The organism is Erwinia sp. AnSW2-5 (assembly GCF_045107195.1).
In the GTDB taxonomy this organism is placed as follows: domain Bacteria; phylum Pseudomonadota; class Gammaproteobacteria; order Enterobacterales; family Enterobacteriaceae; genus Erwinia.
This window is the reverse complement of record NZ_JBJGXA010000036.1, coordinates 98,997-111,312: the sequence shown is the minus strand read 5'-3', so window position 1 is coordinate 111,312 and position 12,316 is coordinate 98,997. Positions and strand designations below refer to the sequence as shown.

12 protein-coding genes are annotated in these 12,316 nt (G+C 54.6%); 8 read left to right on the top strand and 4 right to left on the bottom strand.

The genetic code is table 11. The features are described 5' to 3' along the window. The first annotated feature begins 294 nt into the window (after window positions 1-294). Together ACFL9S_RS20945 and ACFL9S_RS20940 are read left to right on the top strand one after the other, a co-directional pair. Window positions 295-837: an isochorismatase family protein gene (locus tag ACFL9S_RS20945; protein ID WP_405263778.1), complete on the top strand. Its 543-nt coding sequence runs from the start codon at window positions 295-297 to the stop codon at window positions 835-837. A 1-nt stretch (window position 838) separates the two neighbouring features. Further along, window positions 839-1,759, top strand: coding sequence for a GlxA family transcriptional regulator (locus tag ACFL9S_RS20940; RefSeq protein ID WP_405263777.1), 921 nt, complete (start codon window positions 839-841; stop codon window positions 1,757-1,759). A gap of 12 nt (window positions 1,760-1,771) precedes the next feature. On the opposite strand, the gene ACFL9S_RS20935 is transcribed toward ACFL9S_RS20940, so the two are convergent. Then, complete coding sequence (locus tag ACFL9S_RS20935) at window positions 1,772-1,930, bottom strand: type II toxin-antitoxin system CcdA family antitoxin (protein ID WP_405263776.1); 159 nt, start codon at window positions 1,928-1,930, stop codon at window positions 1,772-1,774. Between the two features lie 226 nt (window positions 1,931-2,156). On the opposite strand from ACFL9S_RS20935, the gene ACFL9S_RS20930 reads away from it, so the two are divergent. Continuing rightward, window positions 2,157-2,594, top strand: a complete 438-nt coding sequence (locus ACFL9S_RS20930) for a SemiSWEET family sugar transporter (RefSeq protein WP_405263775.1) — start codon at window positions 2,157-2,159, stop codon at window positions 2,592-2,594. On the opposite strand, the gene ACFL9S_RS20925 is transcribed toward ACFL9S_RS20930, so the two are convergent. Beyond that, the gene (locus tag ACFL9S_RS20925; RefSeq protein ID WP_405263774.1) at window positions 2,587-3,582 is read right to left on the bottom strand and encodes an acyltransferase; all 996 of its coding nucleotides are present in this window, start codon (window positions 3,580-3,582) and stop codon (window positions 2,587-2,589) included. The two genes, ACFL9S_RS20930 and ACFL9S_RS20925, sit on opposite strands and share 8 nt — an antisense overlap. 227 nt (window positions 3,583-3,809) lie before the next feature. Between ACFL9S_RS20925 and glyQ the strand changes: the two genes are divergently transcribed. The 3 genes from glyQ (at window position 3,810) to ACFL9S_RS20910 (ending at window position 8,065) form a co-directional block, all read left to right on the top strand. Beyond that, on the top strand, window positions 3,810-4,721 hold the full coding sequence (gene glyQ, locus ACFL9S_RS20920; RefSeq protein ID WP_405263773.1) for a glycine--tRNA ligase subunit alpha: 912 nt from the start codon (window positions 3,810-3,812) through the stop codon (window positions 4,719-4,721). Between the two features lie 9 nt (window positions 4,722-4,730). Continuing rightward, window positions 4,731-6,800 (top strand): glycine--tRNA ligase subunit beta, encoded by a 2,070-nt coding sequence (gene glyS / locus ACFL9S_RS20915; RefSeq protein WP_405263771.1) that lies wholly within the window; start codon window positions 4,731-4,733, stop codon window positions 6,798-6,800. Between the two features lie 218 nt (window positions 6,801-7,018). Further along, on the top strand, window positions 7,019-8,065 hold the full coding sequence (locus tag ACFL9S_RS20910) for an NAD(P)-dependent alcohol dehydrogenase (RefSeq protein ID WP_405263770.1): 1,047 nt from the start codon (window positions 7,019-7,021) through the stop codon (window positions 8,063-8,065). Between the two features lie 47 nt (window positions 8,066-8,112). On the opposite strand, the gene ACFL9S_RS20905 is transcribed toward ACFL9S_RS20910, so the two are convergent. Next, a complete protein-coding gene (locus ACFL9S_RS20905) occupies window positions 8,113-8,406 on the bottom strand; it encodes an HTH-type transcriptional regulator (RefSeq protein ID WP_405263783.1) in 294 nt (97 codons plus the stop codon). Window positions 8,407-8,739: 333 nt separating this feature from the next. Here ACFL9S_RS20905 and ACFL9S_RS20900 point away from each other — a divergent pair, with 333 nt between their 5' ends. After that, window positions 8,740-9,456: a DUF3053 domain-containing protein gene (locus ACFL9S_RS20900; RefSeq protein WP_405263769.1), complete on the top strand. Its 717-nt coding sequence runs from the start codon at window positions 8,740-8,742 to the stop codon at window positions 9,454-9,456. Between the two features lie 66 nt (window positions 9,457-9,522). On the opposite strand, the gene ACFL9S_RS20895 is transcribed toward ACFL9S_RS20900, so the two are convergent. Continuing rightward, entirely contained in the window at window positions 9,523-9,792 is a 270-nt protein-coding gene (locus tag ACFL9S_RS20895) for a hypothetical protein (protein WP_405263768.1), read from the bottom strand. Between the two features lie 518 nt (window positions 9,793-10,310). On the opposite strand from ACFL9S_RS20895, the gene ACFL9S_RS20890 reads away from it, so the two are divergent. Next, the gene (locus ACFL9S_RS20890; RefSeq protein WP_405263767.1) at window positions 10,311-12,242 is read left to right on the top strand and encodes a PTS mannitol transporter subunit IICBA; all 1,932 of its coding nucleotides are present in this window, start codon (window positions 10,311-10,313) and stop codon (window positions 12,240-12,242) included. The last annotated feature ends 74 nt before the right edge of the window (window positions 12,243-12,316 follow it).

Here is a 12,316-nt window from a genome sequence, read left to right as displayed (position 1 = left end):
AAGAATACCGGCTGATGGCTGAGAAACCGGAAATCTCAAAAAGTGCCTGGAACTAAAAGCGGTGTACTTACAGCCCCAACTGGATTTGAAGTCCAGCCGCCTCACCGGAGACGACGATCTTCCCTTACTGTAGAGGCACTGTGTATAGCATCGCCAATAACCACAAATAAACTCCGGTTTTTATCGTTATTTCACTGATGTCCGCCATCGACAGCAAGCTGTCCGTTTTTGGTCTTCTTTCCTGGCCGTATCACGTCCATCATAGCGTTAATCCCATTCAGCAGGAGTCCAGAAATGACCGATACCGTACTGTTAGTGATTGATGCGCAGCAATCCTTCTATGAGCGTGGCTACAATGAAGCCCCGGAAACTCCGGCATTCGAAAAAGCGTTAAGCACGCTGGTCGCGGGCTGCCAGGCTAAAGGGATCCCGGTTGTGGATGTGTTCCATGTTGAAAGCGAAGGCGCTTTTGCGCTGGAGTCCGGTCTGGTGGAGCGTCTGCCGTTCCTGGCGCATCAGCCGGTAGCGAGCTTCCAGAAAAAGGTGCATAACGCCCTGACGGAGTCCGGCCTGCAACAGTGGCTGGAACAGAACGACGTGAAGCACGTGATTATCACCGGCCTGCGCTCTGAGCAGTGCTGTGAAACCACCGCCCGCGTGGCATCGGACTTCGGCTACCACGTGACCTATGTAACGGAAGCGACGCTGACCTTCCCAATCACCCATGATGGGATTACCCTGAGCATTGCCGATTTACGCCACCGTACCGAAAGCGTGCTGATCAATCGCTTTGCCGATATCCGCACCGTTGAGGGCCTCCTGCAGGAGCGTGCATAACATGACAACCCCGGTGTGGTTTTTAACCCTGCCCGGAGTGATGACGCTGGACCTGACCGGTCCGGCGGAAACGCTGAAGCTGGCAGGAGACGCGTTTTCACTGCGCTATATCGGCCCGGATGAGAGCGTGCTCACCTCCACAGAAATGTATATCAGCCGCATTGAACCGCTGCCGGAGGCGTTGCCCGCCGGGAGCCTGCTGGTGATCCCTGGCGTTAGCGACTCGAAAGTGTGGTTCGATACCCCGCAGGCGGTGGCCGCCCGTCACTGGCTGATGCGCATTCAGCCCGCCATTCATGCCCGCGAGGTGACCTTAGTCTGCGTCTGCTCAGGATCGCTGCTGGCGGCGAAAGCCGGGCTGATGAACGGCGTGCAGTGTACAACGCACCACGAGGTGATTGAACGGCTGAAAGTGGCAGAACCGGGGGCGATCGTGAAAGAAAACCGCATTTTCGTTGAAGATCGCGGTATCTGGACCAGTGCAGGCATTACTGCCGGTATCGATCTGTCACTGCATCTGATTAACCGCCTGTGCGGGTCGCAGACGGCGATGGATGTGGCGCGTGAAATGGTGGTCTATTTCCGGCGTTCGGGGGAAGATCCGCAGCTGTCGCCCTGGCTGCGCTATCGCAACCATATCCACCCGGCGATCCATCGCGCACAGGATCTGCTGACCCTGCAACCGGAGCAGGAGTGGCCGCTGGAGGAGATCGCCGCGAAGGTTCACGTCAGTGCGCGTCATCTCACGCGTCTGTTCCGTCAGCATCTGGGCATCAGCGTGCGTGACTATCACGAACAGCTGCGGCTGACCATTGCCCAGCAGCGTTTACAGCAGGGTGAAGGCAATGAACGCGCCGCATTGTCGGCCGGGTTCTCCTCATCGCGCCAGCTGCGCCGGGCATTACAGCGCTGGCAGGAATAAAATCTGCCGCATTTACAACACGTTGAAAGCATCTTCATCCGTGAAAAGGCCGTTCTGCTCAATATACTTATTGAGTGCGTCCAGACCGGCTTTGTTTTCAACACACCAGCGTTGTCGCGCTGTCAGCGCATCATCACCAGGCTCAGTCTCATCCCTTTTATGTTCCTGCATAAGATTTCCTTTGCATAAATAATGGGCATAGTTATGGAACATAAATCGTTAAAAATCTACGCAAAAGCCCGTCACTTTTTATTCCGCCCACCCCAGCCGATTTCAGTTCGTCGACGTCATGTGCTAGTGTTACTCGTAACATTCGCCTTTTTTCGCCCGAAAAGCTAAACCGATTTAGCTACTTTGAGAGGCGATCCCGGCTTAACAAAATACGAGGCACGTCATTATGAAGAACCTGTTAATTGTTGCCGCTACCGTGGCGCTGGCCCTGCTGTCGATTTACTTTTTGTCGCCGTGGCCGGTCTGGCTGGGCACGCTGGCCGCCTGGGTAACCACCGGCTCGTTCTGCCTGCAGGTGCTGCATATCGTGAAAAATAAGGATACCAGCGGTCTGTCATTGGGGATGTGGGCTGCGCTGTTCTTTGGTGTGTCCTGCTGGACATGGTACGGCCACCGTATGAACGATGTGCCGGTGATGGCCGCCAACGGCATTACTTCGCTGCTGGCGCTGACGGTGATTATGCTCAAACTGTGGCACGAGCGCCCGCTGCCGAACCCTAACCGCCGCAGGCTGGTTCGCATGCCAGGGGTGATCCTGAATCCACGCATCCGCCGCTTGCGTCCAATGAAAACCGCTCCGGCGCAGGAGAAAGAAGTCAGCTAACCAGGTGGCGTTTATCCAGCTTCTGCAACCCCAGCGCCAGCAGCAAACTGCCCGCCAGGGTAATGCCGAAAATCAGCGGGATGTCGATCAGCGGATGGTCGGTGTTATCCAGGTTGTGGGTGCGCATAAAGTGGATAAACAGCGCATGGAAGCCGTAGATCGGCAGTGAACAGCGGGAGATCAGCGCAAAGAACGGGTTCACGTGGTCGTTCAGGGTGTTTTTAAACAGCACCAGCAGGCTGACGGCGGCAATAAACACCGCCGGGCCGCAGTAGAGATACCAGGTGTCGGCAAACGCGCCGTTGATGGCAAACTGACGTTTGGTGCCAAAGGCAATCATCACCACGCAGGCAAGAAAGACGCCGCCCGCCAGCCAGGATACGCCACGTTTCTGCGTCTCCATCATGCCAATCGCCCGGCCAAAGACCGCATACAACAGGTAATAGATAGTGTCGCCGTTGATATACAGATTGATCGGCAGCCAGTGGAAGCGGGCAATGGAGCTGTCAACGGTATTGGGGTTCGCCAGCAGGGCCAGTACCAGCGTTACCGCCGCCAGATAACGCGCCCGCACCGGCTTCACCTGGATCAGCGGCGACAGCAGATAAATCACGATAATCGCGAAGAAGAACCACAGGTGATAGAACACCGGTTTTTGCAGCAGATGCCGGATCGACAGCACTTCATTTATCGGTGTCAGCAGCGTGATATAGAGCAGCGCCACACTGCTGTAGAACAGCAGGCACAGCACAATACGCAGGAAATGCCGCCCCTGGGCGCTGCGTTCGCCAAAGAACAGGTAACCGGAAATCATAAAGAAGATCGGCACGCAGACGCGTGAGGCCGAATTGAGCAGGTTGGAGAGATCCCAGCTGTGCTCACCCACCGACATTCCGGTGGTCACATACCAGGTGGTGGTGTGGATCATAATCACCATCAGGCAGGCAACTGCGCGTAAATTCTCTATCCATCCAATCTTTTGCGACATTTCGTCCTCATTTCCCGGAAAAATCTGCATCAATGCGACACAGAGGGTAGCCGGGTCGCCGTGCTTCAACAACCGGAGAGGGAAAAATAGGACCAGGATGAAGGGATTATGTGGCGGGAGCGACAAAAATTCCCGTATCCCCCCTCACGGCATTTTGGTAATAGGTACGGTCAAAGGGTATACTGACGCCCACTTTTTATAACCACTCGTATCGCGTGCGAATCCAAATGCAAAAGTTTGATACCAAGACCTTTCAGGGGCTGATCCTGACCTTACAGGATTACTGGGCACGCCAGGGCTGCACCATCATCCAACCTCTGGATATGGAAGTGGGCGCTGGTACTTCTCATCCAATGACCTGCCTGCGTGCGCTGGGTCCGGAGCCGACGGCGGTTGCCTATGTGCAGCCTTCACGTCGCCCGACCGATGGCCGTTACGGTGAGAACCCGAACCGCCTGCAGCACTACTACCAGTTCCAGGTGATCATCAAACCTTCACCGGACAATATTCAGGAGCTGTACCTCGGCTCGCTGAAAGAGCTGGGCATGGACCCGACTATCCACGACATCCGCTTCGTGGAAGATAACTGGGAAAACCCAACGCTGGGTGCCTGGGGACTGGGCTGGGAAGTGTGGCTGAACGGCATGGAAGTGACGCAGTTCACTTACTTCCAGCAGGTCGGCGGCATGGAGTGCAAACCGGTTACCGGTGAGATCACCTACGGCCTTGAGCGCCTGGCAATGTACATCCAGGGCGTGGACAGCGTTTACGATCTGGTCTGGAGCGACGGTCCGTTGGGCAAAACCACCTACGGCGACGTGTTCCATCAGAACGAAGTGGAGCAGTCCACTTATAACTTCGAATACGCTGACGTCGACTTCCTGTTTACCTGCTTCGAGCAGTACGAGAAAGAAGCGCAAAGCCTGCTGGCCCTGGAAAATCCACTGCCGCTGCCTGCCTACGAACGTATTCTGAAAGCCGCACACAGCTTTAACCTGCTGGATGCGCGTAAAGCGATCTCCGTCACCGAGCGCCAGCGCTATATTCTGCGCATCCGCACCCTGACGAAAGCCGTGGCTGAAGCCTACTATGCCTCCCGCGAGGCACTGGGCTTCCCGATGTGCAATAACAAGAAATAAGAGGCAGCCATGACTGAAAAAACCTTCCTGGTGGAGATCGGCACCGAAGAACTGCCACCAAAAGCACTGCGCAGCCTGGCGGAATCCTTTGCCGCCAACGTCACCGCGGAACTGGACGCCGCAGGCCTGGCCCACGGCGAAGTCAGCTGGTTTGCCGCGCCGCGCCGCCTGGCACTGAAAGTGGCTAATCTCGCCGCTGCACAGCCAGATCGTGAAGTGGAAAAACGTGGCCCGGCCATTCAGGCCGCCTTTGATGCTAACGGCGTGCCAAGCAAAGCCGCTGAAGGCTGGGCACGTGGCTGTGGCATCACCGTTGACCAGGCCGAGCGTCTGAGCACCGATAAAGGTGAATGGCTGCTGTATCGCGCACAGGTGACAGGCGAAAGCGCTCAGGCCCTGCTGCCTGCGATGATCGCTTCGTCCCTGGCAAAGCTGCCTATTCCGAAACTGATGCGCTGGGGCGCGTCCGAGGTGCAGTTCGTGCGCCCGGTACACACCGTGACGCTGCTGCTGGGTGATGAACTGATCCCGGCAAAAATTCTGGGTATCGACTCTGCCCGTATCATTCGCGGTCACCGCTTTATGGGCGAGCCTGAGTTCACCATCGACAACGCTGACCAGTATCCGCAGATCCTGCTGGAGCGCGGCAAGGTGCAGGCGGATTACGCCGTGCGTAAAGCCACCATCAAGGCCGATGCTGAAGCCGCTGCGGCGAAAATTGGCGGTATTGCCGATCTGAGCGACAGCCTGCTGGAAGAAGTCACCTCCCTGGTCGAGTGGCCTGTGGTGCTGACGGCAAAGTTCGAAGAGAAGTTCCTCGCGGTACCGGCTGAAGCGCTGGTCTACACCATGAAGGGCGATCAGAAATACTTCCCGGTGTACGACAAAGCAGGCAACCTGCTACCGAACTTTATCTTCGTGACCAATATCGAATCGAAAGATCCGCAGCAGATTATCTCCGGTAACGAGAAAGTGGTGCGTCCACGCCTTGCTGACGCCGAGTTCTTCTTTAACAGCGACCGTAAACGTCGTCTGGAAGATAACCTGCCGCGTCTGGAAACCGTGCTGTTCCAGAAAGAGCTGGGATCGCTGCGTGATAAGACCGACCGCATTCAGGCGCTGGCGGGCTGGATTGCTGCGCAGATCGGTGCGGATGTGAATCACGCGACCCGTGCAGGGCTGCTGTCCAAGTGCGACCTGATGACCAATATGGTGTTTGAGTTCACCGACACCCAGGGCGTGATGGGGATGCACTACGCGCGTCATGACGGCGAAGCCGAAGACGTGGCCGTGGCGCTGAACGAGCAGTATCAGCCGCGCTTTGCTGGCGATCAGCTGCCGTCCAACCCGGTTGCCTGTGCGCTGGCGATTGCTGACAAGATGGATACCCTGGCGGGTATCTTCGGTATTGGTCAGCATCCGAAAGGCGATAAAGATCCGTTTGCTCTGCGCCGTGCTGCGCTGGGCGTACTGCGTATTATCGTTGAGAAGAACCTGCCGCTCGACCTGCAAACCCTGACCGAAGAAGCCGTGCGCCTGTATGGCAGCAAGCTGTCTAACGCGAAGGCTGTTGATGAAGTAATCGACTTTATGCTCGGCCGCTTCCGTACCTGGTACCAGGAAGAGGGTCACAGCGTCGATACCATTCAGGCGGTACTGGCACGTCGTCCAACGCGTCCGGCCGACTTCGATGCGCGTATGAAGGCGGTGTCTCACTTCCGTACGCTGGATCAGGCGGCAAGCCTGGCAGCAGCCAACAAGCGCGTCTCCAACATTCTCGCCAAAGCGACCGAACCACTGAACGACAGCGTGCAGGCGTCACTGCTGAAAGAGAACGAAGAGATCAAGCTGGCGACCTACGTGTCGGCCCTGAGCAGTAAACTGCAGCCGTTCTTCGCTGAAGGTCGCTACCAGGATGCGCTGATCGAGCTGGCACAGCTGCGTGAAGCGGTTGATAACTTCTTTGACAAGGTGATGGTGAATGCCGAAGAGAAAGAAGTGCGTATCAACCGTCTGACGCTGCTGGCGAAACTGCGCGAGCTGTTCCTGCAGGTAGCGGATATTTCTCTGCTGCAGTGACAGATGCTGGACGGGCGGACCGAAACAGAAGGTCCGCCCCTACAGAATCCAGGTTGCCCCGAACCGTAGGGGGCGACCATTTTTTCCGGTCGCCCCGTGCCGATGATGTACACCCGTCGTATTTTCCGCTCGTCGACATCCCGATTTACAATTCCACCTTGCCCTCATCCCCCCATTTCCTTACCCTGTGCGGTTTTCGCCAACCAGGTTGAGACATCATGCAATCCTATGGATTCGCTGCCAAAGCAGCAAACACCCCGCTGGAACCCTTCGAATTTACCCGCCGTGAGCTACAGGCTGACGATATCCACATCGATATCCACTACTGTGGTGTCTGCCATTCCGACCTGCATATGGCGCGTAACGAATGGGGCGTCAGCCAGTTTCCGCTGGTGCCAGGCCACGAAATCGTCGGGCGTGTCGTCAGCACGGGAAGCGCGGTCAGCGCCTTTCAAGCCGGGGATCTGGTCGGCGTTGGCGTGATGGTCGACTCCTGCGGTCACTGCGCACAGTGCCATGATGGCGAAGAGCAGTACTGCGAAGAGGGCTTCACTGCCACCTACAACAGCGACGAGAAAGTGATCGGCGGGAAGACCTTTGGGGGTTACTCCGACAGCATCGTAGTCGACAGCAAGTTTGTGGTGGCGGTGCCGGAAAATCTGGAACTCAGCGCCGTGGCCCCACTGCTGTGCGCAGGCGTCACCACCTGGTCACCGCTGAAGCACTGGAACATTCAACCGGGTCAGCGCGTAGGCGTCATTGGCCTGGGCGGCCTCGGTCATATGGCCGTGAAACTGGCGGCCGCACTGGGCGCGGAAGTGGTGTTATTCACCACCTCGCCAGCCAAAGGGGCAGATGCCCTGCGCCTGGGTGCCAGCCAGGTGGTGGTATCAAAAGACGCTGATCAGATGTCCAGCGTGAAAAACAGTCTGGATATGATCCTCGACTGCGTGGCGGCCCCACACGATCTCGATCCGTATCTCAGCGCGTTAAAAACCAACGGTCATCTGGTGCTGGTTGGTATTCCTGACTCACCGCATAAATCACCGGACGTCACGCCGATCGTATTTAAACGTCTGAGCATTTCCGGGACGTCTATCGGCAGCATCAAAGAGACGCAGGAGATGCTGGATTTCTGCGGTCAGCACAATATTGTGTCCGACGTGGAAGTGATCCGTCTGGATGAGGTTGAGCAGGCATTTGAACGGATGCTGAAAGGGGATGTGAAGTACCGCTTTGTGATTGATATGAAGGCCGGGAAATAATCATTACCCTGAAAAACAAGAACCCGCCTGATGGCGGGTTTTTTCGGTCAGTCCAGCAGTTGTCTGCTGAGACACGGATTCGAGTGAATCAACTGCATTAATTTTTGCGCGCTGCCTGACGGTTTGGTTTTTTTGGCTTCCCAGTTTTTCACTGAAGAAACACTAACGCCTAACGCCTGAGCAAATTCATCAATCTGCATGCCGGTAATTTCCCGAACTCGCTGTGGCTCGGGCGGCGCCACATCACTCTTCAGAGCGGGCATAGCATGCATCACAGGGCGAGTCATAACAATCTGCTCCAGACTGGAAAGCAGTTCAGACATTGGATCTTTAGTCTCCATAAGCACTCCTCGAAAACTCACAAAACGTGAACAACCAGAGGGAAAGAACCTTAAATCCAGGTTCTCAATGCTGGCATACATCAGCCGCTGGGACGCTTTTTGGGGCAGCACAGGGAAAACGCCAGAATCTTAAGTATGAGATCATTTTGCGAGATCGGGATCATATTTTTTGTTTATTTTTCCATCTTGCGTGGCGACCTGCCTCACAAATGCGACGCAAAAATAAGTTACACAGACATCGCTATCCATCAAAAGTGATTTCGACTATTCTTTACGCAACATTTGTTGTTTGAATAAAACCGATAAGTATTTGTTAACAGGAGTTAATTTCTTATGATGACAGGATCATCACGCATCTTGACGCGTCTGCTGGTACCCGTTATGGCGCTGTTTATGGTGTTACAACTCACCGGCTGTGGCGATAACGAAGCCGATCAGCGTAAAGCGTTTATCGATTTCCTGCAAAACACTGTCATGCGCAGCGGTGAACATCTGCCCAGCCTGAGTGAAGACCAGAAGCAAAAGTTTGGTCCCTTCGTCAGCGATTACGCGATTCTTTATGGTTTTTCTCAGCAGGTGAATCGTGCAGTGGATTCCGGTTTGAAACCGGTGCTCGATGAGCTGTCTGCCATCCACACTCCGCAGGATTATCTGACACGCCGTGATGCATTGCGCCAGGTGAGTGGTTCTCTTGGCGTACTGACTCAGCAGATTCAGTCGGCGAAGATGCAGGCCGACAGCAGCAAGGCGGCACTGAAACAGTCGGAAGATTTAAAAACAGTGTATGACAATGTGTTTAATAAAGTGGTCACTCAACCTGCTGCAGCGCTGGCACCACTATTGCCGGCATTACAAACATTGAGCCAGGATGCGGTACAGACCGGTGACTTCCTGCAACAGCAGGGCGCGAACGTAAGCTTCAACGGTTCAGCGATTCAGTTCCCGACTCAGCCTCAGGCCAATCAGTACAATACGTTGATGAGTAATCTGAGTGCTAATGCACAGGCGTTAAGCCAGGCACAGCGGATGCTGGAGACGGGCGCTAACTAAGCGCAGGGGCGGGAGGGGGCAACATAAGAAGCCCCCTTTTTAACCATTTTCTACATTGGGTGGTGCTTAGGCGTACATTTTCGCCCAACTTGCTAAGGTTGCTTGACCGCCACCGCCAATGAAAACAACGAAATCTGATAAATCATTTTTTAACGCATCATGTGTTGCTGCGACGTAACGCCAGTCGCGAGTATTATCCAGAAGGGCAGCGGCTTTCTGAAGTTTATCGAAGCCAGCATTGATAATATCCAGGCAGTCAGGGCGAGTCCAATCCAGACGAGCACTAGCACCAGAAACTTGATTAACTTCAGATACAGACAGTTCGCGCATTTTCATTTTTTAACTCCATTTAAAATATAATAAATTCAATTTCCCAGCTGTCTGGGTGCAGCTATTGTATTAGTAAAATTCATCTGGAAAATAGGTGCATTTTGTCCATTTTTTTATATTTTTTAATAGGACACTATTCTATATAGCACTTTCCTTTTTGATATCTGGCCTGCTACCCGCCGATGAACCGCTATTGCTAAGGTGTTATTTTTAGTGACATTGATCACATTTTTAAAATCATATAAAACCACTAACTAGTGATCTACGTCACACAAAAAAACCTTTCCTGGGCGTTTTTTTCCATATTATTTTACTTTTTGTGACTCAAAACACTAAAAAATCTCAGATCCCCCCGCGATTTCGTGACCCGGATCACGCTTCGCCACGCCACTACGCAACGTCATATTCGCGTGATAGAGTCCGCCTGCATACAGTGATACTGACGGCTTCCCACTGCCAGGTCTAAAACAATAATTCAACGCGCTCTCTTATTTGGCGGCGCGTACCAATAAGGGGTGTTTTTTATGTCCTCATCAGATATCAAGATCAAGGTTCAGAACTTTGGTCGCTTTCTGAGTAATATGGTAATGCCAAACATCGGGGCGTTTATCGCCTGGGGTATTATCACCGCGCTGTTTATTCCAACCGGATGGCTGCCAAACGAAACGCTGGCGAAGCTGGTTGGCCCAATGATTACTTACCTGCTGCCACTGCTGATCGGTTTTACCGGTGGTCGTCTGGTCGGCGGCGATCGCGGCGGTGTGGTGGGTGCTATCACCACAATGGGCGTGATTGTTGGTGCCGACATGCCAATGTTCCTCGGCGCAATGATTGTGGGTCCTCTGGGCGGCTGGGCGATTAAAACCTTCGACCGCCAGGTTGATGGTAAAATCAAAAGCGGCTTTGAAATGCTGGTTAACAACTTCTCTGCCGGTATCATCGGCATGCTGTTGGCTATCCTTGCATTCCTGGCGATTGGTCCACTGGTTGAAGGTCTGTCCCATATTCTCGCCGCAGGCGTGAATCTGATGGTGCAGAATAACCTGCTGCCACTGACCTCTATCTTCGTGGAACCGGCAAAAATCCTGTTCCTGAATAACGCCATTAACCACGGTATCTTCTCGCCACTGGGTATCCAGCAGGCTAGCGAAGCCGGTAAGTCGATCTTCTTCCTGATCGAAGCGAACCCAGGCCCAGGTATGGGCGTACTGATGGCCTATATGTTCTTCGGCCGTGGTAATGCCAGGCAGTCTGCCGGTGGCGCTGCAATCATCCACTTCCTCGGTGGTATTCACGAAATCTACTTCCCGTATGTGCTGATGAACCCGCGCCTGATTCTGGCGGTGATCCTCGGTGGTATGACCGGCGTGTTCACTCTGACCCTGCTGAACGGTGGTCTGGTATCTCCGGCTTCACCGGGTTCTATCCTTGCGGTGCTGGCAATGACGCCAAAAGGGGCTTACTTCGCTAACATCGCAGCGATTGTGGCCGCTTTTGCCGTCTCCTTCGTGGTCTCTGCCATTCTGCTGAAAACCAGCAAAGTGAAAGAAGATGACGACATCGAAGCAGCATCACGACGCGTTCAGGAAATGAAAGCACAGTCTAAAGGTCAGTCTGCTTCGTCTGCCGCTGGTGTTGATGGCTTGCACAGCGACCTGAGCCACGTGCGTAAAATCATCGTTGCCTGCGATGCGGGTATGGGGTCGAGCGCCATGGGTGCCGGTGTACTGCGTAAGAAGGTGAACGATGCCGGGCTGACGCTGATCTCCGTGACCAACACCGCCATTAACAGCCTGCCGGGCGATGTCGATTTGGTGATTACTCACCGCGATCTGACCGAACGTGCCATGCGCCAGGCGCCTCATGCCCAGCACATCTCGCTGACCAACTTCCTCGACAGTGGGCTGTATAACGACCTGACAGCGCGCCTGGTGGAAGCCGGACGCAGCGCCGATCACCGTGAAAAAGTGAGCAGCGCTCTGAGCGACAGCTTTGACGAAGGCCAGGAACACCTGTTCAAACTGAGCGCCAGCAACGTGTTCCTCGGTAATCATGCGGACAATAAAGAGCAGGCCATTCGCTTTGCCGGTGAGCAACTGGTGAAAGGAGGCTACGTTGAGCCGGAATATGTTGCCGCAATGCTGGAGCGTGAAAAGCTGACGCCAACTTACCTCGGTGAATCCATCGCTGTGCCACACGGCACCGTGGAGGCAAAAGACCGCGTACTGAAAACGGGCGTAGTATTCTGCCAGTACCCGGCAGGGGTTCACTTCGGCGAAGAACCGGATGATATCGCGCGTCTGGTCATTGGTATTGCTGCACGTAATAACGAGCACATTCAGGTCATTACCAGCCTGACCAATGCGCTGGATGATGACAGCGTGATCGCCCGTCTGGCGACCACAACCAGTGTGCAGGAAGTTCTCGACCTCCTGTCCGGTAAAACCAGCGCGTAAGCCGGTTTCATCATCACACCTCTGTGTAGGGCTGGGCATGCCCGGCCCTTTTTTGGTTTGGGCATGTCCAGGCT